The organism is Arthrobacter sp. TMT4-20 (assembly GCF_054510775.1).
This window is the reverse complement of the sequence record NZ_JBTNDW010000009.1, coordinates 101,364-126,353: the sequence shown is the minus strand read 5'-3', so window position 1 is coordinate 126,353 and position 24,990 is coordinate 101,364. Positions and strand designations below refer to the sequence as shown.

Genomic DNA, 24,990 nt, shown 5'->3' with positions numbered 1-24,990 from the left:
CAGGAGTGACGTTCAACCCGAACGGAACACTAGCAACCGTCAACAGGCAGAACAGGCGCCCTGCGCCCTGCCGATAGAAAGGAACGACATGCCAGTCGTTACCATGCGCCAGCTGCTCGACAGCGGCGTACATTTTGGCCACCAGACCCGTCGCTGGAACCCGAAGATGAAGCGTTTCATCTTCACCGAGCGCAACGGCATCTACATCATCGACCTGCAGCAGTCACTGTCCTACATTGACCGCGCCTACGAGTTCATCAAGGCCACCGTCGCACACGGCGGCACTGTCCTCTTCGTCGGTACGAAGAAGCAGGCACAGGAAGCCATCGCCGAGCAGGCTACCCGTGTTGGCCAGCCCTACGTCAACCAGCGTTGGCTTGGTGGCATGCTCACCAACTTCCAGACCGTCTCCAAGCGCATCCAGCGTATGAAGGAGCTCGAGGAAATCAACTTCGACGATGTGGCCGGCTCCGGTCACACCAAGAAGGAACTCCTCCTCCTGCGCCGCGAACTCACGAAGCTGGAAACCAACCTCGGTGGTATCCGCAACCTGACCAAGGCTCCTTCAGTCGTGTGGATCGTTGACACGAAGAAGGAACACCTGGCCATCGACGAAGCCAAGAAGCTCGGCATCCCAGTGGTCGCGATCCTCGACACCAACTGCGACCCCGACGAAGTTGACTTCCCGATCCCCGGCAACGACGACGCCATCCGCGCCGTTCACCTGCTCACCCGCGTGGTAGCAGATGCAGTGGCAGAGGGCCTGATCGCCCGTCACAACCGCTCCGGTGGAAATGACACCGAAGCAGCAGCCGAGCCAATGGCCGAGTGGGAGCGCGAACTGCTTGGCGATAGCGCCACACCAGCAGCCGACGCCGCGCCAGCCGAGGAAGCTGCACCAGCAGCCGACGCCGCGCCTGCAGAGGCAGCAGCCGAGGAAACTCCAGCAGCCGAAGCCGCAGCCGATGCTGCTCCCGCCGCTGAGGAAGCCCCAGCAGCTGAAGAAGCTCCAGTAGCAGACGACAGCAAGTAACTGGATTTGGGGGTGCGGGTGAAAATCCGCGCCCCCTTCTCCATGTGCCCAGGCGTCACCGCCTGCAGGCATAGCTCTTCTTAGACACAACATACCTAGGAGTTCAGATGGCGAACTACACCGCCGCCGATATCAAGGCACTGCGCGAGCGCACTGGCGCTGGCATGATGGACGTAAAGAAAGCCCTCGACGAGGCTGACGGCGATGCCGGCAAGGCCATGGAGCTCATCCGCATCAAGGGCTTGAAGGGTGCAACCAAGCGCGAAGGCCGCTCAACCGCAGAGGGCCTCGTGGCTGCCAAGGTCGACGGCAACGTCGGCGTCATGGTTGAGGTCAACTGCGAGACCGACTTCGTCGCCAAGGCTGGCCCCTTCGTTGAATTCTCCAACAAGGTCCTCGCCGCAGCGATCGAATCCGGCGCAGCCGACGTCGACTCCCTCCTCGCGTACACGGTTGACGGCAAGCCCGTCTCCGAGCACGTCATTGAGGCCGGCGCCCTGCTGGGCGAAAAGGTAGCAATCCGCCGCCTTGCACGCATTGAGGGTGGCATTGTTGACGCCTACCTCCACAAGACCTCAAAGGATCTTCCCGCGCAGGTGGGCGTACTCTTCGCAATTGAGGGCGAAGGCGATGCAGCCAAGGAAGCCGCTCACGACATTGCGGTTCACATTGCTGCCTACTCGCCGACGTACCTGGTGCGCGACGACGTACCAGCGGAACTCGTTGAGACCGAACGCCGCATTGCCGACGAAACGGCACGCGCCGAAGGCAAGCCAGAGGGCGCACTGACCAAGATCGTTGAAGGTCGCCTCACCGGCTTCTTCAAAGAGGGAGTGCTTGTGGACCAGGCATTCGCGAAGGATGCCAAGAAGTCAGTCGCTCAGGTGCTGACTGAAGCCAACGCAAAGCCAAGCGCATTCGCCCGTTTCCGGGTCGGTGCCTAGGTCCGCTAGGACAAAGTAAGACATAGGAGAAGGGGTGGTCGCCACGGTGACCACCCCTTTTTCCTGCCCAAGTGTCCTGTCCCCCTTTCCTGCTAGGGACCATTCCCGTCAGGACTGCAACGTATTCTTTTAGCAACGAACCCCACAACCGCCCTGGGAGGCACCATGGACAACTCTGATTTGGGCACGCAAGGCCGGGAAACCCGCCGACGCCGGGTGCTCCTCAAGCTCTCCGGCGAAGTTTTCGGTGGCGGAAAGCTCGGCGTCGACCCTGAGACCGTGCGATCGGTAGCCAAACAGATCGCAGCGACGGTCGGCCAGGTCGAGGTCGCGATCGTGGTCGGCGGGGGTAACTTCTTCCGCGGCGCCGAACTCTCGCAGAGCGGCATGGACCGGTCCCGGGCTGATTACATGGGGATGCTGGGTACGGTGATGAATTGCCTCGCCCTGCAGGATTTCCTGGAACAGGCGGGTGTCGAAACCCGGGTGCAAAGTGCGATCACGATGGGACAGGTGGCCGAGGCCTACATCCCGCGCCGCGCTATTCGCCACCTCGAAAAGGGCCGCGTGGTCATTTTCGGCGCCGGTGCTGGACTTCCGTACTTCTCCACGGACACGGTGGCGGCTCAGCGTGCCCTTGAAGTGCATGCAGACCTGGTCCTGATGGCCAAAAGCGGTGTCGACGGTGTCTACACCGCGGACCCGCACAAGGATCCCACCGCGAAGAAGCTTGAGACGTTGTCCTACGACGACGCCCTGCGCCAGGACATCCGCGTCATGGACCAGACCGCCATGACCATGTGCAAGGACAACGACCTGTCGATGGTTGTCTTCGGTATGGAGGGGGAGGGGAACGTCACCCGCGCAATCCTTGGAGAAAAGATTGGAACCACGGTAACCACCTAGGCACGTCATGAGCCTGCCCCGGATGGGTGGCTCAGGTGAACTAGGATTGAAAACTGAACCGGACGACGCGCGGCTGTTGCTCAGCTGACGCACAGCTTAGGAGTTACAGTGATCGACGAGACATTGCTAGAAGCCACCCAGAAGATGGACAAGGCTGTGGAAGCGGCGAAGGAAGACTTCGCCACGATTCGCACCGGACGCGCGAATGCCTCGCTGTTTTCCAAGGTGATGGTCAACTACTACGGTGCCCCAACGCCTCTCCAGCAGCTGGCCTCATTCCAGAACCCTGAGGCACGTACGCTCCTGATCACCCCGTTCGATAGGGCAGCACTGAACGATATCGAGAGGGCCCTGCGCGATTCGGACCTCGGCGCCAACCCCTCCAATGATGGCAACATCATCCGGGTGGTCCTGCCCGAGCTGACCGAGGAACGCCGCAAGGAATACGTGAAGCTGGTCAAAACCAAGGCTGAAGACGCCAAGATCGCCATCCGGAATATCCGGCGTAAGGCGAAGGACGGCATCGACAAGGCGGTCAAGGATGGCGACGCCGGGGAAGACGAAGGCGCGCGCGGCGAAAAAGAACTCGATCTGCGGACCAAGTCCCACACTGACACCATTGACGAGCTGCTCAAGCGCAAGGAAACCGAGCTGCTTGAGGTCTAATGAGCGACACCCATCACTCAGCTAACACTGGGGGACAGCCAGTCTCACACGGGGACGTAGGTTCCGCGCCAGGTGAGGGCGCCCCCACAACGGGGGCAGCGACGGAGCCCGACCGGGCGAAGTCACCAGAAGCGGCTCAGCCCGTGGCCGGCGTTGATGCTGCCAGAAGTGGCCGGCGCGCCCAACGCGCGCCGGGCACTCGCCAGGTACGTCGCAGGCCAGCCTCCAAGAGCGCCGGGGCGCCCAAGGCTCCGTCCCGGGCGGGACGGAACCTGCCCGCGGCAACGGCAGTCGGCGTCGCCCTGCTTAGCTCGGTGCTGGGCGGAATCCTCTACCTGCCGATAGCTTTCGTGGCGATTACCACCGCGTTCGCGCTGGTGGGTGTCTGGGAAATATCCCGGGCACTCGAGGTGCGTCAGATCCGCCTGCCCCTCGTGCCCACCATCGTCGCGACGGTCGCCCTTCCGTTCTCCGCTTACCTGGGCGGCCCGGAGGCGCTGGCCTACGCCGTCGCCCTTTCCACGACAGCCCTGGCCCTCTGGCGGAGTTTCGACCCGGCCCCCGATGCGGCCCGATCCATCACCGCGGGCATTTTTGTGGTGCTATGGGTGCCCCTGATGCTCAGCTTCGCCATGCTGCTCCTGCAGGAACCATCCGGAAAACTACTGGTGGCCACGCTGCTGCTGCTGGTCGTCGCCAATGACACGTTCGGCTATCTGGTCGGCGCGTTCTTCGGCAAGCACGCCATGGCGCCCAAAATCAGTCCGAAGAAGTCCTGGGAAGGGTTCGCCGGATCAGTCGGTGGCGCAGTCGTGGTTGGAACTCTCGCCACTGTGTTCCTGCTGGACCGGCCCTGGTGGTTTGGCCTCGTCCTGGCGGTGGCAACCGTCTCCGCGGCGACCGCCGGCGACCTCGCAGAGTCAATGATTAAACGTGAGCTCGGGGTCAAGGATATGGGCAACATTCTGCCCGGGCACGGCGGGATGATGGACCGGCTCGACTCCATCGTGTTCGCCTCCCCGGTTGCGTTCCTGCTGTCAGTTACATTGGTACCGGGATTTCTCTAGCTCGCAGCCGCCAACCCCCAAAGGATTCAGTAGACCATGGATGAAGCTCGTCAGAGCACCTCTCCCTTTGCGCGCGTAGGCCGCCGGGAGTACGGCTACAACCTTCGGCAGGTGGATAGTTTCCTGACCCGGGCGCGGGCCTACTACAACACGGAGGACCCCTCCGGCGGTCCCGTGACCAGCGCCGACGTGCGATCCATGGCGTTCGACCCGGCGAAGGGCGGGTACGAGCCGCAGGCCGTGGATGCTGCGCTCGACCGCCTGGAAGACGTTTTCGCCCAGCGGGAACGCGACCGCCTGATCGAATCGAAGGGCGAGGACGCCTGGCTGATGCAGATCGGCCGGTCCTCGGCGGTGCTGCGGGGCAGGCTGCACCGGGCCCCGGGCGAACGGTTCAGGCGCCCCACCAAGCGGAAGAACGCCAGCTACAACGTCGACGACGTCGATGCCCTCTGCAACGAACTCCTCGGCTACTTCGAAAACGACGTTCCGCTGAGCGTGGACGTGGTGCGACGGTCAGTGTTCCGCGAAGCTGTGGGGGTCGACGGCTACGAGGAGACCCAGGTTGACGCCTTCATGGACCGGGTGGTCGAACTGATGGCGGCTATCGACTAGGTCAGGTCCCGCCCCCAGCGCCGGCTGACGCAACCTGCTACGGCCCCTGCACCGGTTCGGGGGTGTGCAGCCGTGCCAGCACCCGCGACACGCTACCCGGGGTGCGGCTAACGGTAAGCCGCGACACCAGTATGGTGACGGCGAACGCCGCCGGCACCGTCCACAGTGCGGGCTGTTGCAGCCATTCATAGCGGGCCGACGCCGGACCGAGCGCCGCTGCGGCGAGAATCGATCCGCCGCACAGTACCGCTCCGGACAGCATCCCCGCGACCGCTCCCACGTCGGTCAGGCCCCGCCACCAGATCCCGAGGAGGAGCAGCGGGCAGATGGTTGACGCTGTGAAGGCGAACACCATGCTCACGCTGCCCGCCAATGCCAGCGTGTTGGTGGCCAGTGCCAACAGCAACGGGATCAGTGCCGAAATCACTGCGGCCCGCCTGAATCCCTTCACGCTGCCCTGGAAGAATTCCTGGCTGACCACCCCGGCCAGAGACACCACCAGACCACTGGTCGTCGACAGGAACGCGGCAAACGCGCCTGCCGTCACCAGCGCCGACAGCAGGTCGCCCACAGCCCCGTCGAAGATGCGGCTGGGCAGCAGCAACACTGTGGCGTCCGCTGCCCCGTCCGCTGCCAGATCGGGGGTATAGATCCGGCCGAGGATGCCATACATGGTGGGAAACAGGTAGAAGACCGAGAGCAGCCCCAGGACAATCAGCGTGGTCCGGCGGGCCGACGCACCATCGGGATTCGTGTAGAAGCGCACCAGCACATGGGGGAGACCCAGCGTGCCGAACAGCAGGGCAATGACCAGTGAAATATTGCGGTAGAGCGAGGCATCCCCGCCGATGTTCAGCTCGGCCGCGAAGACGGCGCCGGCGTCGGTGATCGGGCTCCCGGTCGATGACAGGCGCAGCAGGATGAACACGATCGGCACTGCCAGCGCGGTGAGCTTGAGCCAGTACTGGAACGCCTGCACAAAGGTGATGGATCGCATCCCGCCGGTGACCACGCTGAGGCAGACCACCACCACCACCGCCACCGCGCCCACCCACGGCGGGAGGCCGGTGGTGATCTGAACGGTCAGGGCCGCTCCGTGCAGTTGCGGCACAATGTACAGCCAGCCGACGACGACGACGAGCAGGCTGGTCACCCGCCTGACCATCAGCGATTCGAGCCGGGCTTCAGCGAAGTCCGGGATGGTATAGGCGCCGGACCGCCGCAGGGGAGCGGCAACAAAAAGGAGCAGCATCAGGTACCCGGCAGTGTAGCCGATCGGAAACCACAGGGCGTCAACGCCGGAGAGCAGAATCAATCCGGCGACACCGAGGAAACTGGCCGCCGACAAGTACTCGCCGCCGATTGCCGAAGCATTCCACCAGGGCCGTACGGTCCGGGATGCGACATAGAAATCGCCTGTGGTGCGGGAGATGCGAAGCCCGTAGATGCCAATCAACACGGTGCTCAGGGAGACCAGGATCAGCGCCACATAGCCGACCACCGGGTTCAGCTCGGCGTTCACAACCTACCCCTCATCGATCAGGTCCCTGAACCGCATCTCGTTGCGGGAGGCGCTACGGACATACAGCGCGGCGCAGCTAATGACCAACGGGTAGACGCCCAACCCCAGCAGCAGCCACGGCACCGGAACCGTGAAAACGGACAACTCGCCGATTTGCGGGAAGACGGCCAGCAGCACCGGAATGCCGATCAGGATGAGCAGGAAGCCCGCGGCCACCACCAGGGCAAGCCGGAGCTGGGAACGGATCAGGGAGCGGACGAACAGTTCACCGACCTCGGACTGTTCAGCCATTTCCCGGGCAACCGGGTAGGACCCGGGCGTTGGCCGGCCGGCGCTTCGCGGCGCCGTGACCCGGACGCGTTGGGGAGGATCGTCAGCGGGATTCACTGAGGGTGCCTCACTGCTGTCGGGGTCGGAGGCGGGTCGCCTCAAGCTTGTCCCGGACCACGGGTAGATGCCTGCGGCTGACCGGTAGCTCCGCGCCGCCCACCATGAGGGACGCCCGCCCTGCCCCGATTTTGACCTGCTGGACCTGACTCATCGCCACCAGGTAGGACCGATGGATCCGGAGGAAACCGGCGTCGGCCCACTGGCGTTCAAGATCGTTCAGGGGAATCCGGATCAGGTAGCTCGATTCTGCGGTGTGTAGCCGAGCATAGTCACCCTGGGCCTGGACATAGCGGATCTCGTCGCGTCTGATCATCCGGCTGACCCCGCCCTGATCAACAGTGATGACCTCGGGCTGGGCCGCTGTCCCATCCTGACCGGTTTCCATCAGTTCGCAGATCCGCCGCACCGACTCGGCCAGGCGTTCCATCCGCACCGGCTTGAGGAGGTAATCCACCGCGCGAAGGTCGAAGGCCTCCAGGGCGCGGTCCTCGTCGGCGGTGACGAAGACCACCGCAGGGGGCCTGCTGAACCGGGAGATTACCCGGGCGATGTCCAGGCCCGAGAGGGCCGGCATGTGGATGTCGAGGAACAATGCGTCGACGTCGTGGGTCTCCAGGGCGCGCAGGGCCTCAGCGCCGCTGGAGGCGCGGTGGATTGTTTCGATCCTTGCATCCTTGGCGAGGAGGAAAGCCAGTTCCTCGACTGCGGGGAGCTCATCGTCGGCGATGACTACATTGACCATGTGGTCCAGATTACGCGCATCGCGGCGTTGACAAGTGACCCGGACGTCCGGCCGAACCGTGGGGGACGCTACGTCTGATGATCCGGCTGAGACTTGGGGATCCGCAGGGTGATCATCGTGCCGGCGCCGACGGCGGTGTCGATCGTGAGCCCGTGATCCTCGCCGTACACCTGGCGTAGGCGCTGGTCGACGTTCCTCAGGCCCACATGAACCCCCTCGGTGTGGCCGGCCAGGACCGAGCGCAGGTAGTCCGGATCAATGCCGACGCCGTCGTCCTCGATCGTCACCTCGGCGAATGCACCGGCGTCGTGGGCGGTGATGGTGATGTGCCCTGACCCATCAGTGGACTCGAGCCCATGCCGGACGGCGTTTTCCACCAGCGGCTGGAGGCTCAGAAATGGGATCACAGTGCTCAGCACCTCGGGGCCGATCTCCAGGGTGACTTTCAATCGCTCCCCGAACCGGGCACGCTCCAGCAGCAGGTAGCGATCAATCGATTGGAGCTCCTCGGCGACCGTGGTGAAATCACCGTGTCGGCGGAAGGAGTACCTGGTGAAGTCAGCGAACTCCACCACCAGTTCCCGTGCACGTGCCGGGTCGGTGTTGATGAAGGAGGCGATGGCGTTGAGGGAGTTGTAGATGAAATGCGGACTGATCTGGGCGCGCAGGGCGCGCACCTCTGCCTCCATCAGCAAAGTCCTCGACGAATCGAGTTCGGCAAGTTCCACCTGCGTTGCTACCCAGCCAGCTACCTCGTTGGCGGCGCGTACCAGGCCGGCGTTGACGTGCGGGGCGAACGCCCCCACGGTACCGACCACCCGCTTGTCTACGCGGATGGGGGAGATCACCACCTGCCCGCTGCCGGGGACGGCCGTGGGGTCCAGCTGTGCTTCCCTGAAGATCTGGGTGCGCCCACTGGTGAGGACCTGCTGGACCAGCTCCATCACCGGCGCGGGCATCTCGCGCCCGCCGTCCCAGGCGAGCACAGCATTTTCGTCGGTGATCAGGAGGGTGTCACACCGGAGCAGACTCCGCAGATGCTTGCTGGCCTTCGAGGCGCCGGCGGGCGTCAGCCCAGCACGAAGGTGCTCCGAGGCGAGCGCCGCGGTATGCAGGGTGGCGTAGGTGGCGCGGTCGGCGTCGGACCCCAGATCGCGGTAGGAACGGGAAAGCTTGAATCCGAGGGCGGCAACCACCGCGATCGTGATGACCACGATGGCGCCCACCAGGGCGGTGTCGACGGCGGTGCTGAACATGGCTCAACAGTAACCGTCCGCGCCGGCCTTTCGAGGTTGCTGGTGGTCCCATTCGCCGCAGGACGGGTCCACTCACCGCAACTGAGTGTCGATTCGGCGATACACCGTGCTGCGGTACTGGAGAACCACGCCCGCAGGACGCAAGGTGATGGGAGTCACATCTTTACGTGCCTGATGCTGCTCCCGACCCTTCGGAGTTGGCCCGGCGCGGAAGACGTTCTCAACGAGGAGGAACCATGGCTACCGAGCCATCGCCGCCGGATGCAGGCACAGCAGCGCCCGTCGACTTCACCGCATATCAGCAGAACCCCCAATTCAAGGAACTACGCAAACGCCACCGTAGTTTCGTTTTCCCCATGGCAGTCTTTTTCCTGCTCTGGTACTTCCTGTACGTACTGCTGGCGTCCTACGCCACCGACTTCATGTCCACCCCGGTGTGGGGAAACATCAATATCGGACTCATCATGGGTCTGCTGCAGTTCGTCACCACGTTTGCCATCACCATGGGCTATGTCACCTACGCCAACCGGAAGCTTGACCCAATCGCTGCGGACATCCGCCACGAGCTTGAGGCCACCGCTCCGGAGGTCTTCACCGAAAAGCCAGGAGCTACCAAATGATGCCCCTCTCCCTGCCGATGCAGACGGTCGAAAGCACCCAGGTTGGTGAACCGTGGCTCAACATGACCATCTTCGGCTTGTTCGTCGCTGTCACCCTGGTGATCGTGCTCCGGGCTAGCCGCAACACCAAGACCGCGGCCGACTACTACGCCGCGGGCCGGTCCTTCAGTGGACCGCAGAACGGTACCGCCATCGCCGGCGACTACCTTTCGGCCGCTTCGTTTCTCGGAATCGTCGGCGCCATTGCCATCAACGGCTACGACGGGTTTCTCTACTCGATCGGTTTCCTTGTCGCCTGGCTGGTAGCCCTGCTGCTCGTGGCCGAGCTGCTCCGCAACACCGGCAAATTCACCATGGCCGACGTCCTCTCCTTCCGGTTGCGCCAGCGTCCGGTGCGTATCGCCGCCGCCATCACCACCCTGGCCGTCTGCTTCTTCTACCTCCTCGCGCAGATGGCTGGCGCCGGCGGACTTGTCTCCCTCCTGCTGGGCATTGATGACCGGCTCGGTCAGTCCCTGGTCATCACCGTCGTCGGCGGGTTGATGATCCTTTACGTACTGATCGGTGGCATGAAGGGCACCACCTGGGTGCAGATCATCAAGGCCGTCATGTTGATCACCGGCGCGTTCGTGATGACCATCTGGGTTCTCGCTATCCACAACTTCAACCTGTCCACCCTGCTCGGTGCCGCCATGGAGACCGCAGGAAACCCCGAAATCATCAACCCTGGCCTGCAGTACGGTGTCAGCTCCACCTCGCAGTTGGACTTCGTCTCGCTCGCTCTGGCGCTGGTCCTCGGTACCGCGGCCCTGCCCCACGTCCTGATGCGTTTCTACACGGTTCCGACTGCCAAGGAAGCCCGCCGCTCAGTGGTCTGGGCCATCTGGCTTATCGGTGGGTTCTACCTGTTCACCCTGGTCCTCGGTTATGGCGCTGGTGCCCTCATCGGTGCCGATCGCATCACCGCGGCCCCGGGTGGCGTCAACTCGGCAGCACCGCTGCTGGCGTTTGAGCTGGGCGGGCCAATCCTGCTCGGGGTCATTTCGGCAGTCGCGTTTGCCACCATCCTCGCGGTGGTTGCCGGCCTGACGATCACCGCGGCAGCATCGTTTGCCCACGACATCTACGCAAACGTGATCCGCAAGGGCAACCTCGACCCCGACGGCGAGGTGAAGGTTGCACGCCGCACCGTCGTCGTCATCGGCATCCTTTCCATCCTCGGCGGCATCGGCGCGCAGGGGCAGAACATTGCCTTCCTGGTGGCGCTGGCCTTCGCGGTTGCGGCAAGCGCCAACCTGCCGACCATCCTCTACTCGCTCTTCTGGAAGCGCTTCAACACCCAGGGTGCGATCTGGAGCATGTACGGCGGACTCGGTTCCGCAATGCTGCTCATCGCTTTCTCGCCTGTCGTTTCGGGCCGGGAAACCTCGATGATCCAGGGCGCCGACTTTGTCCTGTTCCCACTGAACAACCCGGGCATCGTCTCCATCCCGCTGGCGTTCTTCCTCGGCTGGCTCGGAAGCGTCCTTGCCAAGACCACCGAAGATCCGCAGAAGCAGGCGGAAATGGAAGTCCGGTCCCTGACCGGAGTTGGTGCGGAAAAGGCAACGGAACACTAGCCGCCCGCTTCGACACCTATTTTCAACGGCAACAGGCCGGCCCGAATCCGGGCCGGCCTGTTGCCGTGAGCAGGGTCTTTCCGCAAGGGGGCGTGCCGCGCACGGGGCGGGATTCCGATGTTACGTGTGCCCCTTCCTACGCACCCGGCTGCCGTGGTCCACGTTCCAGGAGGGGCTCAACCCGGAAAGGGACCAGTTCCCCCATGGCCAGGGAGGTGTCACAGCGTTCCACTCCGTCGCAACCGAGGATTTTCCCGTTGATTCTGAAGAGGTCCTCGGCATCCGCGCAGACCACGCGGACCAAAATGTCCGCCTGTCCGGTCAGACCGTACGCTTCGAGCACCTCGGGAATACCCGCGAGCTGCTCGGTGATGGCCGCGAGTTTCTGCTGTTGCACATGCACATGAATGAAGGCCATCAGAGGGTAGCCAAGGGCAACCGGATTGATCCGCCGCTCAAAAGACAGGAACACCGACTTCTTCTCCAGCTGGGCCATCCTGGCCTGCACCGTATTGCGGGACAGGCCCAGTTTCTGGGCCAACGCGACGACGGTGCGTCGGGGGTCCTTCGCCAGGGCCATCAGGAGACGAGTGTCGGTGGAATCCAGGGGTTGCATAATGCGCAATGCTAACACGGTGCAGGCTGCATAAATTGGGCAGGATGCGCAGCCAAACGGGGATCGGTTGTGCTCCTTGGCCTCTGTGAGTAGGGTCACAATATCTTTGGGTAAAGACGCCCGAGGGTCAAGGTCCGACGACGCGACCGGATCAGGGTGATCCGTTGGCGGGTCGGTGCACTCAATGAAGGTTGTGTAATTGTGCCCCTGAATGACACCGCTTCCGCTGGAGAAAACTCACTGATCCAGCTGCTGACCCCCTCGGGTGTTCGGCAGTCCAGTGGGGACTACGACAGGTGGGTTGCCGACGTCGACGGCCCGGCGCTGCAGGCACTCTATGAAGACATGGTGGTGGTCCGCCGGATCGACGCCGAGGCGACCGCGCTCCAGCGGCAGGGCGAACTCGCGCTTTGGCCGCCCCTGCTGGGACAGGAAGCGGCCCAAATCGGCTCAGGCCGGGCACTCCGGGAGGACGACTTTGTCTTCTCCAGCTACCGCGAGAACGCTGTGGCCTACTGCCGCGGCGTCGATTTCACCGATATCCTCCGGGTGTGGCGGGGCAACGCCTCCTCCGGCTGGGACCCGTTCTCCATCAACATGGCCACCCCGCAGGTCATTATCGGTGCGCAAACCCTTCATGCCACGGGTTATGCGATGGGCATCCAGAACGACGGCGCTGATTCCGTGGCCGTCACCTACTTCGGCGACGGTGCCACCAGCCAGGGTGACGTCAACGAGGCGATGGTCTTCGCCGCCAGCTACCAGGCGCCGGTCATCTTCTTCTGCCAAAACAACCACTGGGCCATCTCGGAGCCGGTGGGCCTGCAGGCCCATGTCCCGATTGCCAACCGTGCGCCAGGCTTCGGGATCCCGTCCGTCCGGGTGGACGGCAACGACGTTCTGGCCTGCCTGGCCGTGACGCGGGAAGCGCTCGACCGGGCACGGACCGGCGGTGGGCCGAGCTTCATCGAAGCGGTCACCTACCGGATGGGGCCCCACACCACAGCTGACGACCCCACCAAGTACCGCGACGCGAATGAACTCGAGGACTGGGCGGCTAAGGATCCGATCGCCCGACTGTCAGTGCTCCTCGATTCGCTCGGACTGCTGACACCAGATTTCCTTGCCGCGGTGAACACGAAGGCCAACGACGTCGCAGCCAGGCTCCGCGCCGGGTGCATTGAAATGCCGGAGCCCGCGCCCATGGACGTCTTCAAGCACGTTTACAGCACCCCCAACTCCTGGCTGGACCGTCAGCAGGAGAACTACGGCCGCTACCTCGCCTCCTTCGACTCTGAGCCTGTTGAATCCGAGTCGCAGAAGAGCAGTGGAACAGCCACGGAAGGAAGCCTCTGATGTCCACCATGACATTTGGCCGCGCCATCAACGCCGGCATGCGTCGTGCCATGGAAAACGACCCGAAGGTGATCCTCATGGGTGAGGATATCGGCAAGCTCGGCGGTGTTTTCCGGATTACCGAGGGCCTGCAGAAGGATTTCGGGGAGCACCGTGTTCTGGACACTCCGTTGGCGGAGTCGGCCATCATGGGGACCGCCGTCGGCATGGCATACCGCGGGTACCGGCCGGTGGTGGAGATCCAGTTCGACGGATTCATCTACCCCGCTTTTGACCAGATCGTCTGCCAGGTGGCCAAACTGCATTACCGGACCCAGGGTGCAGTCAAAATGCCGATTACCATCAGGGTGCCTTTCGGCGGCGGCATTGGTTCGCCCGAGCACCACTCGGAGTCGCCCGAAGCCTATTTCACCCACACCTCGGGGTTGCGAGTGGTCAGCGTTTCCAACCCGCAGGACGCCTACACGATGATCCAGCAGGCCATCGCCTGCGACGACCCGGTACTGTACTTCGAGCCGAAACGGCGCTACCACGTCAAGGGCGAGGTGGATGAGTCGATTGAGCTCGCAGCATCATCGATGGAAGACGCCCATGTGGTCGCCGAGGGTGACGAGGTCACTCTGGTGACCTACGGTCCGCTGGTTCCCACCGCCCGTGACGCTGCAATCGCGGCGTCGGATGAAGGTATTTCCGTCGAGGTCATTGACTTGCGGTCGCTGGCTCCCATCGACTTCGCCACCATCGAAGCCTCGGTGCGTAAAACCGGGCGGCTGGTCATCACCCACGAGGCAGCACAGTCGGGTGGGCTGGGTGCGGAAATCGCTGCCAGCATCACTGAACGCTGCTTCAACTATCTCGAGCATGCACCGGTCCGGGTTACCGGCTTCGACATCCCCTACCCGTATTCCAAACTTGAATTCCATCACCTGCCCGATCTGGACCGGATTCTTGACGGCGTTGACCGCGTCATGGGACGAACCAATTCGCTGAGCGGGATCGAAAGGTAGTGGCAACCGTGATTAAGGAATTCAGGCTCCCGGACCTTGGCGAAGGTCTGACCGAGTCGGAAATTGTCAGTTGGCACGTAGCCGAGGGCGACGTCGTCGAACTCAACCAGATCATTGCCGATGTGGAGACCGCCAAGGCAGTGGTCGAGTTGCCGTCCCCCTACGCGGGAGTTGTTGCGCGGCTGCACGAGCAGCCCGGCACGGTGGTGGAGGTCGGCGCCCCGATCATTTCCTTCGACGTTCCAGCCGCTGCGGGTGCGGAGGGCGGCGTCGGGGGACCTGCTGCGGCGGATTCCGAGGGGGCCGTCGCTGTTACGAGCCCCGCCGACGACGTCGCGCCCGCCAAACGCGAACCCAACCTGGTCGGTTACGGCGCAGCAGTAGAGAAGGGGGGCAGGCCAGCCCGGCGTGCCCGCGTCGGATCCGCTGTCAGTCCTGCGGCACCGGCTCCGGCTCCAGCTCCGGACCGGGCGCAGTCGCCCGCGGTCAGTGAGACAGCACCGGCTCCGGCAGTGAATCTATCGGCGTCCGAACGGCCCCGGTCCACTCCGCCGGTGCGGAAACTCGCGCGCGACCTCGGGGTCGAGCTGGAATCAGTGGCCGGGACCGGCCCCGGCGGACTGATCATCCGCGACGATGTGCTTGCAGCCGCCGGAAGCCATGCGGAAGCGTCCTCGGCCTCCGCCGGTGCTCCGGCGACAGCCGCTGCCGTGCCGGTTTCAGCGGCCCACGAACGGTCCGCCGACCAGCGTGAAACCCGGACGCCGATCAAGGGAGTCCGCAAGCACACCGCGGCGGCGATGGTGGCCAGCGCGTTCACCGCGCCGCACGTCACTGAGTTTCTGACCATCGATGTAACTCCGACCGTGGAACTTGTCGCGCGCTTGAAAGCCAGTCGGGCGTTTACCGATGTGAAGATTACACCGCTCACAGTGGTGGCCAAGGCGCTCTGTATCGCGGTGGCCCGAAACCCGACGGTCAACACCCGGTGGGACGACGCCAGTTCTGAGATTGTGCAGCACCATTTTGTGAATCTTGGCATTGCAGCGGCAACACCGCGGGGTCTCATGGTGCCGAACATCAAAGACGCCGATCGGCTCGGCCTGAAAGAGCTCGCCCAGGCGTTGACCGGTCTGGCGGAGACCGCGCGAGCCGGCAAAACAACCCCGGCAGACCTCTCCGGCGGCACCATCTCCATCACCAACGTGGGGGTGTTTGGGATCGATGCGGGGACGCCGATCCTCAATCCGGGGGAGGCAGCCATCCTGGCGATGGGTGCAGTCCGTCGCACCCCGTGGGAGTACCAGGGCGAGATTGCCTTGCGCTCAGTAATGACGCTGAGCCTGTCCTTCGACCATCGGCTGGTGGACGGCGAGCAGGGATCGCGGTTCCTTGCCGATATCGGAACCATCCTGTCCGATCCTGGCATGGTCCTCACCATGATCTAGCGAGGGCGGCGCCCCGGCGGGCTTCGGCGTTGGCGGGCTTCGGCGTTGGCCTGCACCGACGCTGGCCTGCACCGACCTCGGTAGTCGGGCGCCGGCGTCGCAATCACGCGCCACGGAAGCCGGGACGTGGAGCTAGCGGAGCTCGAGGACCAGTTCCTTGACGACCGCGCCGCGGGCGTTGGCGAATCCCTGAACCTCACCAATGTGCTCGAAACCGTAGCGCTCGAGGATCCGGATGGAGTTGACGTTGTCGACGACGGCGCGGGCACGGATCGGCCGATCGGTGAACTCCTCAAGGAATAGCCCGACGGCGTCCGTGGTGATGCCCTGGCCCCAGCTGGCCTTGTCAATCCAGTAGCTGATCTCGGGGGTCTCGTCATTGCGGTAGGCGAGGATGCTGCCCACCACTGCGCCGTCGTGAAGGATGGTGCGCACGGTGATCTGGGGATCGTTCAGGATGTTCTGCCAGTGATGGTTGAACACCCCGCGGTCCGCTGGGTTCTTGGCCGTGAATGCGGCCATGTGGTTGGCACTGGGATCGAGTTGATGGGTGAAAAACTCGTCCAGGTCGGAGGGTTCAACGGCGCGTAGTGAAGTCACATCGAACTTTCGGTTAGATGGCGGGTAGGAACAGGTTACTAGGCAATGAGCTATGCATTAAGCGCCGACCATGCCATTTTCTCCAGCAGGAGCCGCAGGTCGGCAATGTCGCTGCTGCTTTTCCGGCGGGGAGTTGTGTGCGGAGTCGAATTGATCAGTCCGAAGGCCGCGTGAGCCTTCCGTCGAAGTTGGGCGGGGTCGTCGTCGGGCAGGAGTTTGGCCATGACATCCACCCACACTTCCACATATTGACGCTGCAGGAACCGCACGGTGTGCTCATCTTCGGGGGTCAGGCTGTTGAGGTCCCGGTCCTGCACCCTGATCACATTGGCATTACGCAATGCGAAGTCCACCTGGAACTCGATCAGCCCGCGGAGCGCCGACGCCGGGTCCGGAGCATTGGCGACCACCGCGTTGCTGCCATGGAGCAGGTCTTCGCTGACCCCAGCCAGGAGGGCACCAAGCACTGCCGGTTTATTGCTGAAGTGACGGTACACCGCCGGACCGCTGACGCCGGCGGCGGCGCCGAGGTCCTCGATGGAAACGCCGTTGTAGCCGCGATCGGCAAACAACTGGGCCGCGGCATCCAGCAGCGCGGCGCGGCGGGAAGCCTTCGCCATGCTGCGGCCGGTGATCCGGCTCGGAGCAGAAGCTTCCATTGATGCCCCCATCTCGTGCGGCCTAGTGGACCGGTCATCCCATTTTGGTGGACAAGTCGGTTATTAGCTACTAACCTAATCTCAGTTAGTACATACTAACTGAAAATGCTTCCAAACAGACGGTCCGCTCGCCGACGAGCAACCAGTCAGGGAAAGACCCCATGCAGACGCTGACATCCCAGGTAGATCCCACCAGCCCCGGCTTTCGCGAGAACGATACTGCACAGCGCCAACTGGTCACCGAATTGCGCGAACGCCTCGCAGAGGCTTCCCTCGGCGGACCGCAGCGGTCACGGGAACGTCATGTCGCCCGCGGCAAGCTCCTGCCGCGGGAGCGCATTGACCAACTGCTCGACGACGGCAGCCCCTTCCTGGAAGTCGCACCGCTGGCTGCCAATGGACTGTACGACGACGAGTGCCCCGGGGCCGGGGTGATCGCCGGCGTCGGCCTGATCCACGGGCGCCACGTGCTGGTGATTTCCAACGACGCAACCGTCAAGGGCGGTACCTACTACCCCCTGACGGTGAAGAAGCATTTGCGAGCCCAGGAAATTGCGCTGGAAAACAACCTGCCCTGTGTCTACCTGGTGGACTCCGGCGGAGCGTTCCTACCCAAACAGGACGAGGTGTTTCCGGACAAGGAGCACTTCGGCCGGATTTTCTTCAACCAGGCCACCATGTCTTCCCGGAAGATCCCGCAGATTGCTGCGGTCATGGGGTCCTGTACCGCCGGTGGAGCGTATGTTCCGGCCATGAGCGATGAGACGGTCATCGTCCGTAACCAGGGCACCATCTTCCTCGGCGGCCCGCCCCTGGTGAAAGCGGCAATCGGCGAGATCGTCACCGCCGAGGAGCTGGGTGGGGGAGACGTTCATTCGAAAATTTCGGGGGTCACCGATCACCTGGCGGAGAACGATACCCACGCGCTGGAGATCGTGCGTGACATCATCTCGACCCTGCCGCGGAACCCGCAGGCCTGGGAGATTACGGCCTCCACCGAACCAGCTGTCGACCCCGACGAGGTCTACGGAGCGGTTCCCACCGACGTCAACGCCTCCTATGATGCCCGCGAGGTTATTGCCCGGCTCGTCGACGGCAGCCGGTTCCACGAATTCAAGAAAGAATACGGCGCCACCCTGGTCACCGGTTTCGCGACCTTGCACGGCCATCAGGTGGGCATCGTCGCCAACAACGGCGTCCTGTTCAGCGAGTCGGCACTCAAGGGCGCCCACTTTATCGAGCTCTGCGACCAGCGGGGAATCCCGCTGATCTTTCTGCAGAACCTGTCAGGGTTCATGGTTGGCCGCGATTACGAGGCCGGGGGCATTGCCAAGAATGGCGCCAAGATGGTGACGGCGGTCGCCACCTGCCGGGTCCCCAAACTGACGGTCGTTGTCGGCGGGTCCTTCGGTGCTGGAAACTACTCGATGTGCGGGAGGGCCTATTCGCCGCGATTCCTGTGGATGTGGCCTTCCAGCCGGATTTCGGTGATGGGCGGGAACCAGGCCTCGGCGGTGCTGGGCACAGTGAAGCGGGATCAGCTTGAGGGCCGCGGCGACGAGTGGAGCGCCGAGGACGAAGAGGCGTTCAAAGCCCCGATCCGCGACCAGTACGAGGAGCAGGGAAGCCCCTACTACTCGACGGCCCGACTCTGGGATGACGGCATTATTGACCCCGCGGATACCCGCACGGTGCTCGGCCTCGCCTTGGACATTTGTGCCAACGCGCCGGTCCGGGACACCTCCTTCGGCCTTTTCCGGATGTGAGCGAGATGTTACCCATCGAACCAACCACTGACGCTGCCCTGTTCGATACCGTGCTGGTCGCCAACCGCGGGGAAATTGCGTGCCGGGTGATCCGCTCCCTCCGGGCGCTGGGCATTCGCTCTGTCGCGGTCTATAGCGACGCCGACGCCGGTGCCCTCCACGTGCGTGAAGCTGATGTGGCGGTGCGGATCGGGCCCGCGTCGCCAGCGCTGAGCTACCTGTCCATCGACGCGATCCTCGACGCCTGCCGACGCACCGGCGCGCAGGCGGTGCACCCGGGCTACGGGTTCCTCAGCGAAAACCAGGCCTTCGCCCAGGCCCTGAGCGACGCAGGCATCGCCTTCATTGGTCCGTCGGTGCATGCGCTGAATATCATGGGCGACAAGATCAGGTCCAAGAATCATGTGATGGATTATGGTGTGCCGGTGGTGCCCGGCATCGCCCGGCCCGGCCTGACCGATCAGCAACTGCTGAACGCTGCAGCCGACGTCGGATACCCGCTGTTGATCAAACCCTCGGCCGGCGGCGGCGGGAAGGGAATGCATGTCGTTGAACGGGAGGAGGACCTCGCCGGGACCCTGCCGACCGCGCGCCGCGTTGCCGCCTCGGCTTTCGGCGACGACACCCTGTTCCTGGAACGCCTGATCCTCACGCCGCGACACATCGAAGTCCAGATCCTCGCCGACAACCACGGGAACGTGATTCATCTGGGCGAGCGGGAGTGTTCGCTGCAGCGCCGGCACCAGAAGGTCATCGAAGAGGCTCCATCGCCGCTGCTTGACCAGGCGACCCGGGCCCGGATCGGCGAAGCTGCATGCAACGCGGCCCGCAGCGTTGACTACAGCGGAGCGGGAACCGTCGAGTTCCTCGTATCGGCCGATGCGCCCGATGAGTTCTTCTTTATGGAAATGAATACGCGTCTCCAGGTGGAACACCCTGTCACCGAGATGGTTACCGGCGTCGACCTGGTGCAGTGGCAGGTGCGGATCGCTGCCGGTGAGAAACTCACCCTGTCCCAGGACGACGTCGTACTCACCGGCCACGCGGTCGAAGCACGGGTCTACGCCGAGGACCCCGAAGCCGAGTTCCTGCCGTCGACCGGCGTCGTGAGCCAGCTCGCCGAACCGGGCGGCGAAGGGATCCGCGTTGACAGTTCGCTGCTCGGCGGACTGGAAATTTCGGCCAGCTACGACCCGATGCTGTCCAAGATCATCGCCTGGGGGCGCAACCGCACTGAAGCCCTGAACCGTCTCGATCGGGCGCTCGCCGACACCGTGGTGGTGGGGGTCAAGACCAACATTGAGTACCTCAGGCTTCTGATCAACGACGACGACGTCCGCGCCGGCCGGCTCGACACCACCATGATCGAACGCAAGCTGCCCGGGCTGGAGTTCCGCCACATTTCCGATGAGGAAATCGCAGTCCTCGCAGCAGTCGAAGCTGGCAGCTCGACGTCCGAACCGGCGAGTTTCCACCCAGTCGGCTCGCCCTGGGCCCGCCGGGACGGGTGGCGGATGGGGACGCCGCGACCTCGAACGCTGCATCTCGCCGTCGCGCCCGGCGATGTGCGGGAGGTGCTCGTGCAGCCCACCAGTGCGGGGTATGACGTCCGTCTCGGCGACGGTGGCGACGGTCCAGTACGGTCCGTCAGCTATGACCGGGCACGGGGCGCTGCAACGGTGGATGGCATCCGGCGTCGGGCGGTAATCGAACGTTCAGCGTCAACCGACCACCACGGCAGCACCCTCTGGTATTCCGACGCCGGATGGTCGACGTCGGTACGGATCCTGAACCGGACCGAGCGGCTCGAAACCCAGCTTTCGCAGCTTGCTCGCGCTGAGGGGACGACTGACCCCGAAATTCGCTCAACCATGCCGGGAACGGTCACCTCGGTATCTGTTGCCGACGGTGAGACGGTCGAGGCCGGCCAGACGTTGCTCAGCGTCGAGGCCATGAAGATGGAACACCAGCTGACCGCCTCGGTCGCCGGAACCGTATCGATCCACCTCCAACCCGGCGACCTGGTCAAAGCCAACCAGATCGTTGCACGCATCCACGCGACAGAAATTCAGCCCGACGCTGCAGGAACACCCGAATGAAAGAAGAACGCAAGTCATGAACTTTGAACTCAGCGAGGAATACCAGGATCTGGTAGACACCGTCCGCGATTTCGCCGACGAGGTTGTTGCGCCAGTATCGGCCAAGCATGACGAGGAGCACAGCTTCCCGTACGCCGTCGTCGACCAGATGGCCGAGATGGGCCTGTTCGGGTTGCCCTTCCCCGAGGAATACGGCGGCATGGGTGGGGACTACTTCGCCCTCTGCCTCGCCTTGGAGCAGCTCGCCCGGGTCGACCAGTCAGTGGCCATCACCCTCGAGGCCGGCGTGTCACTCGGTGCGATGCCGGTCTACCGGTTTGGCAGCGAGGAGCAGAAGCGTCAATGGCTGCCGCTGCTGGCCAGCGGAAAGGTGCTCGGCGGCTTTGGCCTGACCGAGTCGGAGGCCGGTTCGGATGCGTCAGGGACCAAGACGACGGCGAAGCTCGAGAACGGCGAGTGGGTCATCAACGGCACCAAGGAGTTCATCACCAACTCCGGTACCGATATCACCCAGCTGGTCACCGTCACCGCGGTCACCGACACCACCACGCGCGATGATGGCTCCGTCAAGAAGGAAATCTCGACCATCCTGGTGCCGACCAATACGCCAGGCTTCAAGGCCGAGAAGGCCTACAACAAGGTGGGCTGGAACGCCTCGGACACCCACCCGCTCACCCTCACCGATGTCCACGTTCCCGAAGCGAATCTGCTGGGTACCCGCGGCCGCGGCTATGCGAATTTCCTGCAGATCCTCGATGAGGGACGTATCGCGATTGCGGCGCTCGCCACCGGTGCCGCCCAGGGCTGTGTCGAAGAGTCAATCAAGTACGCCAAGGAGCGTCAGGCCTTCGGCACCAATATCGGATCTTTCCAGTCGATCCAGTTCAAGATTGCGCGGATGCAGGCGCGTGCGCACACCGCGCGGTTGGCCTATTACGACGCCGCCTCGCGCATGCTCGCCGGCAAGCCGTTCAAGACCGAGGCTTCCATCGCTAAGCTGGTGGCTGGTGAGGCTGCCATGGACAACGCCCGCGATGCTACCCAGATTTTCGGTGGATACGGGTTTATCAACGAGTTCACCGTGTCACGTCACTACCGCGACTCGAAGATTCTCGAGGTGGGTGAAGGCACGACCGAGGTTCAGCTGATGCTGATCGCTCGGGAACTCGGTCTATAGCAGCACGCCCCACGCCAGTACCTAAGGAGTTACAGTGATCGACAAAGTTGTTGCGACCGCCGCCGAGGCAGTGGCCGATATCCCCGATGGTGCATCACTGGCCGTGGGCGGGTTTGGGCTCTGCGGGATTCCGGTGGCCCTGATCGACGCGCTGCACCAGCAAGGCACCACCGATCTCGAAACGATCAGCAACAACTGCGGGGTGGACGACTGGGGCCTCGGCGTCCTGCTGTTTGACGGACGGATCCGTCGCACCATCAGCTCCTATGTGGGGGAGAACAAGGAGTTCGCCCGCCAGTACCTTTCGGGTGAACTCGAGGTCGAGTTGACTCCGCAGGGCACGCTGGCCGAGCGGCTGCGCGCCGGCGGCGCCGGGATTCCCGCCTTCTACACTCCTGCTGGCGTTGGCACGCAGGTGAGCGAAGGTGGCTTGCCGCAGAAGTACGACGACGCCGGTAACGTCACCGTCGCCTCAGCGCCAAAAGAGGTGCGCACCTTCGGCGGGCAGGACTATGTGCTTGAGGAGTCGGTCAACCCCGATTTCGCTCTGGTTCATGCCTGGAAGGGTGACCGGCACGGCAACCTTGTCTTCCATGCCACAGCAATGAACTTCAATCCGCTCTGCGCCCAGGCCGGGAAGATCACCATCGCGGAGGTCGAGGAGTTGGTTGAACCCGGCGAACTTGATCCGGCGCAGGTACACATCCCTGGAATCTTTGTCCAGCGGGTGGTGCTTGCTGCTGATCCGGAGAAGCGAGTCGAAAAGCGCACGGTGTCGCTTGCGGCCGAGCAGTCAGAGCCTTCCGGCCCGGCACAGTCTTCCGAGCAGGCGCTGTTCTCCGAAGCATCCGATAGTTCCAACCCGGCGAAGGCGGTCTGAGACATGGCACTGACACGTAACGAACTAGCAGCGCGCGTTGCCCAGGAACTTGAGAACGGGCAGTACGTCAATCTGGGTATCGGCATGCCTACCCTGATTCCCAACTACATCCCCGTGGGCGTCGAGGTGGTGCTCCACTCCGAGAACGGTATTCTCGGCGTCGGGCCCTATCCCACCGAAGCGCAACTTGACCCGGATCTGATCAACGCCGGCAAGGAAACCGTGACCGTGAACGCCGGGGCTGCCTTCTTCGATTCGGCTGCGTCCTTCGGCATGATCAGGGGTGGGCACGTCGACGTGGCTGTGCTCGGCGCCATGGAGGTTGCGGCGAATGGTGACCTCGCGAACTGGATGATTCCCGGAAAGATGGTCAAGGGCATGGGCGGAGCCATGGACCTGGTCTTTGGCGCGAAGCGGGTCATCGTGATGATGGAACACGTCGACCGCAGCGGCAAGCCCAAGATTGTCAGCTCCTGCTCACTTCCGTTGACCGGAAAGGGGTGCGTCAACCGGATCATCACCGATCTCGCGGTGATCGACGTCGACCCCAACCGCAACGGTGGCACCCTGGTGCTGCGTGAAACGGCGCCCGGAGTGAGCGTCGATGAGGTCATCGCCGCCACTGGCGCTCCACTGGAGGTCGACCTGAATGGCTGAGCAGCCGGCGGACCCACAGCGGACCGTCATTGAACAGCGCGGGCTGTACTTCGATGAGCTCGACACCGAAGTGATCTATTCGCACAAGCCGGGGCGGACCCTGACCGAGACTGACAACGTGCTGTTCACGACCATGACAATGAACACCCAGGCCCTCCACCTCGATGCAGCGTGGAGTGAATCCCAGCCTTTTGGCCAGCGTCTGATGAATTCAATGCTGACCCTGGCAACTGTTGTCGGGCAGTCGGTTCCGCAGCTGACTCAGGGGACCATCGTCGCGCAGCTGGGTATGACCAATGTGCGTTTCCCTCACCCGTTGTTTCATGGCGACACCCTGTACACGGAGACTGTGGTGATCGAGAAGCGGCTGTCGTCGTCCAGGCCCGGTCAGGGCATCGTCACGATGGAACATACCGGCCGCAATCAGGAGGGTACCGTCGTCGCGACGCTGACCCGGAGTGTGCTGATGTGGACCAGGGAAGGACACTCGGATTCATGACCAGTTTCACCATGGGACCAGCCCTTTTGTTCTGTCCGGCGGACCGTCCGGAGCGATTTGGCAAAGCGGCCGACCGGGCAAGTGCGGTGATCCTCGATCTTGAGGATGCAGTGGCTCCCGGGGATAAGCCGGCGGCACGAGAAGCGGTGGCCGCGAGCCAGCTGGACCCGAAACGTACCATCGTCCGGGTCAACCCGGCCTCGACAACCGACTTTGCTTTGGACATCGAGATGCTAAAGCACACGGCGTACCGCACGGTGATGTTGGCGAAAACCGAATCTGCGGCCGATCTGTGGGGGTTGAGTGCTTTTTCGGTGATCGCTCTGTGTGAGACGGCTACCGGTGTGCTCAACGCTCAGGCGATTGCAGCCGAACCCAATGTGGTGGCGTTGATGTGGGGTGCCGAGGACCTGGTGGCATCGTTGGGCGGGTCCTCGAGCCGTAACGAGGACGGGTCGTATCGTCAGGTTGCGTTGCATGCCCGGTCCCATGTGCTGCTGTCGGCTGCAGCTGCAGGCAAGGCGGCAATGGATGCGGTCTATATCAACATCGGCGATCTTGACGGGTTGACCGCAGAGTCGCGGGATGCTGTCGCTTCAGGGTTCGGCTCGAAGGCGTGTATCCATCCAAGCCAGGCGCCAATCATCAGCGAGGCTTATCTGCCGTCTTCCGAGGAAGTCGACTATGCCCGGTCCATCCTGGCCGAGGCAGCCAGCAGCGGCGGTGTCTTCCAATTTCGGGGTCGGATGATTGATGGTCCGATTCTCCGTCACGCCGAGCAGACCCTGGCGAGGTCCGGCGACATTCAGGCTCCCGGGAATTAGGCGGGCCCCATTCGCCGTTACC

25 protein-coding genes are annotated in these 24,990 nt (G+C 63.5%); 18 read left to right on the top strand and 7 right to left on the bottom strand.

Annotation, left to right across the window (positions count from 1 at the left end):
* The first annotated feature begins 88 nt into the window (after positions 1 to 88).
* From rpsB to ACX80Z_RS10545, 6 genes are all read left to right on the top strand, one after another.
* On the top strand, positions 89 to 1,033 hold the full coding sequence (gene rpsB, locus ACX80Z_RS10570) for a 30S ribosomal protein S2 (RefSeq protein ID WP_459315850.1): 945 nt from the start codon (positions 89 to 91) through the stop codon (positions 1,031 to 1,033).
* Positions 1,034 to 1,140: 107 nt separating this feature from the next.
* Positions 1,141 to 1,977 (top strand): translation elongation factor Ts, encoded by an 837-nt coding sequence (gene tsf / locus ACX80Z_RS10565; RefSeq protein WP_459315849.1) that lies wholly within the window; start codon positions 1,141 to 1,143, stop codon positions 1,975 to 1,977.
* 165 nt (positions 1,978 to 2,142) lie between these two features.
* On the top strand, positions 2,143 to 2,883 hold the full coding sequence (pyrH, locus tag ACX80Z_RS10560; protein WP_019483509.1) for a UMP kinase: 741 nt from the start codon (positions 2,143 to 2,145) through the stop codon (positions 2,881 to 2,883).
* Positions 2,884 to 2,991: 108 nt separating this feature from the next.
* Positions 2,992 to 3,549, top strand: a complete 558-nt coding sequence (gene frr / locus ACX80Z_RS10555; protein ID WP_019483508.1) for a ribosome recycling factor — start codon at positions 2,992 to 2,994, stop codon at positions 3,547 to 3,549.
* Positions 3,549 to 4,616 carry a phosphatidate cytidylyltransferase gene (locus ACX80Z_RS10550; RefSeq protein WP_459315848.1) on the top strand — a complete coding sequence of 356 codons (1,068 nt, stop codon included), beginning with the start codon at positions 3,549 to 3,551 and terminating at the stop codon, positions 4,614 to 4,616. Before frr ends, ACX80Z_RS10550 begins: the two co-directional genes overlap by 1 nt.
* 36 nt (positions 4,617 to 4,652) lie before the next feature.
* Complete coding sequence (locus ACX80Z_RS10545; protein WP_459315847.1) at positions 4,653 to 5,231, top strand: DivIVA domain-containing protein; 579 nt, start codon at positions 4,653 to 4,655, stop codon at positions 5,229 to 5,231.
* 37 nt (positions 5,232 to 5,268) lie between these two features.
* On the opposite strand, the gene ACX80Z_RS10540 is transcribed toward ACX80Z_RS10545, so the two are convergent.
* The 4 genes from ACX80Z_RS10540 to ACX80Z_RS10525 all read right to left on the bottom strand — a co-directional run bounded on the left by ACX80Z_RS10540 (position 5,269) and on the right by ACX80Z_RS10525 (position 9,141).
* Positions 5,269 to 6,741 (bottom strand): sodium/solute symporter, encoded by a 1,473-nt coding sequence (locus tag ACX80Z_RS10540; protein ID WP_459315880.1) that lies wholly within the window; start codon positions 6,739 to 6,741, stop codon positions 5,269 to 5,271.
* A gap of 15 nt (positions 6,742 to 6,756) precedes the next feature.
* On the bottom strand, positions 6,757 to 7,140 hold the full coding sequence (locus ACX80Z_RS10535) for a DUF485 domain-containing protein (protein ID WP_026041174.1): 384 nt from the start codon (positions 7,138 to 7,140) through the stop codon (positions 6,757 to 6,759).
* Positions 7,141 to 7,150: 10 nt separating this feature from the next.
* Complete coding sequence (locus ACX80Z_RS10530) at positions 7,151 to 7,885, bottom strand: LytR/AlgR family response regulator transcription factor (RefSeq protein WP_019483503.1); 735 nt, start codon at positions 7,883 to 7,885, stop codon at positions 7,151 to 7,153.
* 68 nt (positions 7,886 to 7,953) lie between these two features.
* Complete coding sequence (locus ACX80Z_RS10525) at positions 7,954 to 9,141, bottom strand: sensor histidine kinase (RefSeq protein ID WP_024476574.1); 1,188 nt, start codon at positions 9,139 to 9,141, stop codon at positions 7,954 to 7,956.
* A 236-nt stretch (positions 9,142 to 9,377) separates the two neighbouring features.
* On the opposite strand from ACX80Z_RS10525, the gene ACX80Z_RS10520 reads away from it, so the two are divergent.
* Entirely contained in the window at positions 9,378 to 9,761 is a 384-nt protein-coding gene (locus tag ACX80Z_RS10520; RefSeq protein ID WP_019483501.1) for a DUF485 domain-containing protein, read from the top strand.
* Positions 9,758 to 11,380 carry a solute symporter family protein gene (locus tag ACX80Z_RS10515; RefSeq protein WP_019483500.1) on the top strand — a complete coding sequence of 541 codons (1,623 nt, stop codon included), beginning with the start codon at positions 9,758 to 9,760 and terminating at the stop codon, positions 11,378 to 11,380. Before ACX80Z_RS10520 ends, ACX80Z_RS10515 begins: the two co-directional genes overlap by 4 nt.
* 136 nt (positions 11,381 to 11,516) lie before the next feature.
* On the opposite strand, the gene ACX80Z_RS10510 is transcribed toward ACX80Z_RS10515, so the two are convergent.
* Entirely contained in the window at positions 11,517 to 11,996 is a 480-nt protein-coding gene (locus ACX80Z_RS10510; protein ID WP_024477013.1) for an Lrp/AsnC family transcriptional regulator, read from the bottom strand.
* 201 nt (positions 11,997 to 12,197) lie between these two features.
* On the opposite strand from ACX80Z_RS10510, the gene pdhA reads away from it, so the two are divergent.
* The 3 genes from pdhA to ACX80Z_RS10495 are packed head-to-tail and all read left to right on the top strand — an operon-like array spanning position 12,198 to position 15,807.
* Complete coding sequence (gene pdhA / locus ACX80Z_RS10505) at positions 12,198 to 13,352, top strand: pyruvate dehydrogenase (acetyl-transferring) E1 component subunit alpha (protein WP_019483498.1); 1,155 nt, start codon at positions 12,198 to 12,200, stop codon at positions 13,350 to 13,352.
* The gene (locus tag ACX80Z_RS10500) at positions 13,352 to 14,359 is read left to right on the top strand and encodes an alpha-ketoacid dehydrogenase subunit beta (protein ID WP_019483497.1); all 1,008 of its coding nucleotides are present in this window, start codon (positions 13,352 to 13,354) and stop codon (positions 14,357 to 14,359) included. Before pdhA ends, ACX80Z_RS10500 begins: the two co-directional genes overlap by 1 nt.
* A gap of 8 nt (positions 14,360 to 14,367) precedes the next feature.
* Positions 14,368 to 15,807, top strand: a complete 1,440-nt coding sequence (locus ACX80Z_RS10495) for a dihydrolipoamide acetyltransferase family protein (RefSeq protein ID WP_459315846.1) — start codon at positions 14,368 to 14,370, stop codon at positions 15,805 to 15,807.
* A gap of 132 nt (positions 15,808 to 15,939) precedes the next feature.
* On the opposite strand, the gene ACX80Z_RS10490 is transcribed toward ACX80Z_RS10495, so the two are convergent.
* Both ACX80Z_RS10490 and ACX80Z_RS10485 read right to left on the bottom strand, forming a co-directional pair.
* A complete protein-coding gene (locus ACX80Z_RS10490; RefSeq protein WP_019483495.1) occupies positions 15,940 to 16,407 on the bottom strand; it encodes a GNAT family N-acetyltransferase in 468 nt (155 codons plus the stop codon).
* A gap of 50 nt (positions 16,408 to 16,457) precedes the next feature.
* Positions 16,458 to 17,066, bottom strand: coding sequence for a TetR/AcrR family transcriptional regulator (locus ACX80Z_RS10485; protein WP_035748099.1), 609 nt, complete (start codon positions 17,064 to 17,066; stop codon positions 16,458 to 16,460).
* Positions 17,067 to 17,227: 161 nt separating this feature from the next.
* On the opposite strand from ACX80Z_RS10485, the gene ACX80Z_RS10480 reads away from it, so the two are divergent.
* Genes ACX80Z_RS10480 through ACX80Z_RS10450 form a run of 7 tightly spaced genes read left to right on the top strand, consistent with a single transcriptional unit; the run spans position 17,228 to position 24,968 of the window.
* The gene (locus ACX80Z_RS10480) at positions 17,228 to 18,832 is read left to right on the top strand and encodes a carboxyl transferase domain-containing protein (RefSeq protein ID WP_459315845.1); all 1,605 of its coding nucleotides are present in this window, start codon (positions 17,228 to 17,230) and stop codon (positions 18,830 to 18,832) included.
* A 5-nt stretch (positions 18,833 to 18,837) separates the two neighbouring features.
* The gene (locus ACX80Z_RS10475) at positions 18,838 to 20,931 is read left to right on the top strand and encodes an acetyl/propionyl/methylcrotonyl-CoA carboxylase subunit alpha (protein ID WP_459315879.1); all 2,094 of its coding nucleotides are present in this window, start codon (positions 18,838 to 18,840) and stop codon (positions 20,929 to 20,931) included.
* Between the two features lie 16 nt (positions 20,932 to 20,947).
* On the top strand, positions 20,948 to 22,108 hold the full coding sequence (locus tag ACX80Z_RS10470; protein WP_459315844.1) for an acyl-CoA dehydrogenase family protein: 1,161 nt from the start codon (positions 20,948 to 20,950) through the stop codon (positions 22,106 to 22,108).
* A 34-nt stretch (positions 22,109 to 22,142) separates the two neighbouring features.
* Positions 22,143 to 22,988 (top strand): CoA transferase subunit A, encoded by an 846-nt coding sequence (locus ACX80Z_RS10465; protein ID WP_024477009.1) that lies wholly within the window; start codon positions 22,143 to 22,145, stop codon positions 22,986 to 22,988.
* Positions 22,989 to 22,991: 3 nt separating this feature from the next.
* Positions 22,992 to 23,645 carry a CoA transferase subunit B gene (locus ACX80Z_RS10460; RefSeq protein ID WP_459315843.1) on the top strand — a complete coding sequence of 218 codons (654 nt, stop codon included), beginning with the start codon at positions 22,992 to 22,994 and terminating at the stop codon, positions 23,643 to 23,645.
* Positions 23,638 to 24,144 (top strand): MaoC family dehydratase, encoded by a 507-nt coding sequence (locus ACX80Z_RS10455; protein ID WP_459315842.1) that lies wholly within the window; start codon positions 23,638 to 23,640, stop codon positions 24,142 to 24,144. The genes ACX80Z_RS10460 and ACX80Z_RS10455 overlap by 8 nt, the downstream gene beginning before the upstream one ends.
* Positions 24,141 to 24,968 (top strand): HpcH/HpaI aldolase/citrate lyase family protein, encoded by an 828-nt coding sequence (locus ACX80Z_RS10450; protein WP_459315841.1) that lies wholly within the window; start codon positions 24,141 to 24,143, stop codon positions 24,966 to 24,968. Before ACX80Z_RS10455 ends, ACX80Z_RS10450 begins: the two co-directional genes overlap by 4 nt.
* Positions 24,969 to 24,990: the final 22 nt, after the last annotated feature.

Excerpts from the sequence above, each read along its gene's own strand:
- rpsB (WP_459315850.1), top strand. The coding sequence starts at position 89 with ATGCCAGTCGTTACCATGCGCCAGCTGCTCGACAGCGGCGTACATTTT.
- tsf (WP_459315849.1), top strand. The coding sequence starts at position 1,141 with ATGGCGAACTACACCGCCGCCGATATCAAGGCACTGCGCGAGCGCACT.
- pyrH (WP_019483509.1), top strand. The coding sequence starts at position 2,143 with ATGGACAACTCTGATTTGGGCACGCAAGGCCGGGAAACCCGCCGACGC.
- ACX80Z_RS10550 (WP_459315848.1), top strand. The coding sequence starts at position 3,549 with ATGAGCGACACCCATCACTCAGCTAACACTGGGGGACAGCCAGTCTCA.
- ACX80Z_RS10545 (WP_459315847.1), top strand. The coding sequence starts at position 4,653 with ATGGATGAAGCTCGTCAGAGCACCTCTCCCTTTGCGCGCGTAGGCCGC.
- ACX80Z_RS10530 (WP_019483503.1), bottom strand. The coding sequence starts at position 7,885 with ATGGTCAATGTAGTCATCGCCGACGATGAGCTCCCCGCAGTCGAGGAA.
- ACX80Z_RS10525 (WP_024476574.1), bottom strand. The coding sequence starts at position 9,141 with ATGTTCAGCACCGCCGTCGACACCGCCCTGGTGGGCGCCATCGTGGTC.
- ACX80Z_RS10520 (WP_019483501.1), top strand. The coding sequence starts at position 9,378 with ATGGCTACCGAGCCATCGCCGCCGGATGCAGGCACAGCAGCGCCCGTC.
- ACX80Z_RS10515 (WP_019483500.1), top strand. The coding sequence starts at position 9,758 with ATGATGCCCCTCTCCCTGCCGATGCAGACGGTCGAAAGCACCCAGGTT.
- ACX80Z_RS10510 (WP_024477013.1), bottom strand. The coding sequence starts at position 11,996 with ATGCAACCCCTGGATTCCACCGACACTCGTCTCCTGATGGCCCTGGCG.
- ACX80Z_RS10500 (WP_019483497.1), top strand. The coding sequence starts at position 13,352 with ATGTCCACCATGACATTTGGCCGCGCCATCAACGCCGGCATGCGTCGT.
- ACX80Z_RS10485 (WP_035748099.1), bottom strand. The coding sequence starts at position 17,066 with ATGGAAGCTTCTGCTCCGAGCCGGATCACCGGCCGCAGCATGGCGAAG.
- ACX80Z_RS10480 (WP_459315845.1), top strand. The coding sequence starts at position 17,228 with ATGCAGACGCTGACATCCCAGGTAGATCCCACCAGCCCCGGCTTTCGC.
- ACX80Z_RS10475 (WP_459315879.1), top strand. The coding sequence starts at position 18,838 with ATGTTACCCATCGAACCAACCACTGACGCTGCCCTGTTCGATACCGTG.
- ACX80Z_RS10470 (WP_459315844.1), top strand. The coding sequence starts at position 20,948 with ATGAACTTTGAACTCAGCGAGGAATACCAGGATCTGGTAGACACCGTC.
- ACX80Z_RS10460 (WP_459315843.1), top strand. The coding sequence starts at position 22,992 with ATGGCACTGACACGTAACGAACTAGCAGCGCGCGTTGCCCAGGAACTT.
- ACX80Z_RS10455 (WP_459315842.1), top strand. The coding sequence starts at position 23,638 with ATGGCTGAGCAGCCGGCGGACCCACAGCGGACCGTCATTGAACAGCGC.
- ACX80Z_RS10450 (WP_459315841.1), top strand. The coding sequence starts at position 24,141 with ATGACCAGTTTCACCATGGGACCAGCCCTTTTGTTCTGTCCGGCGGAC.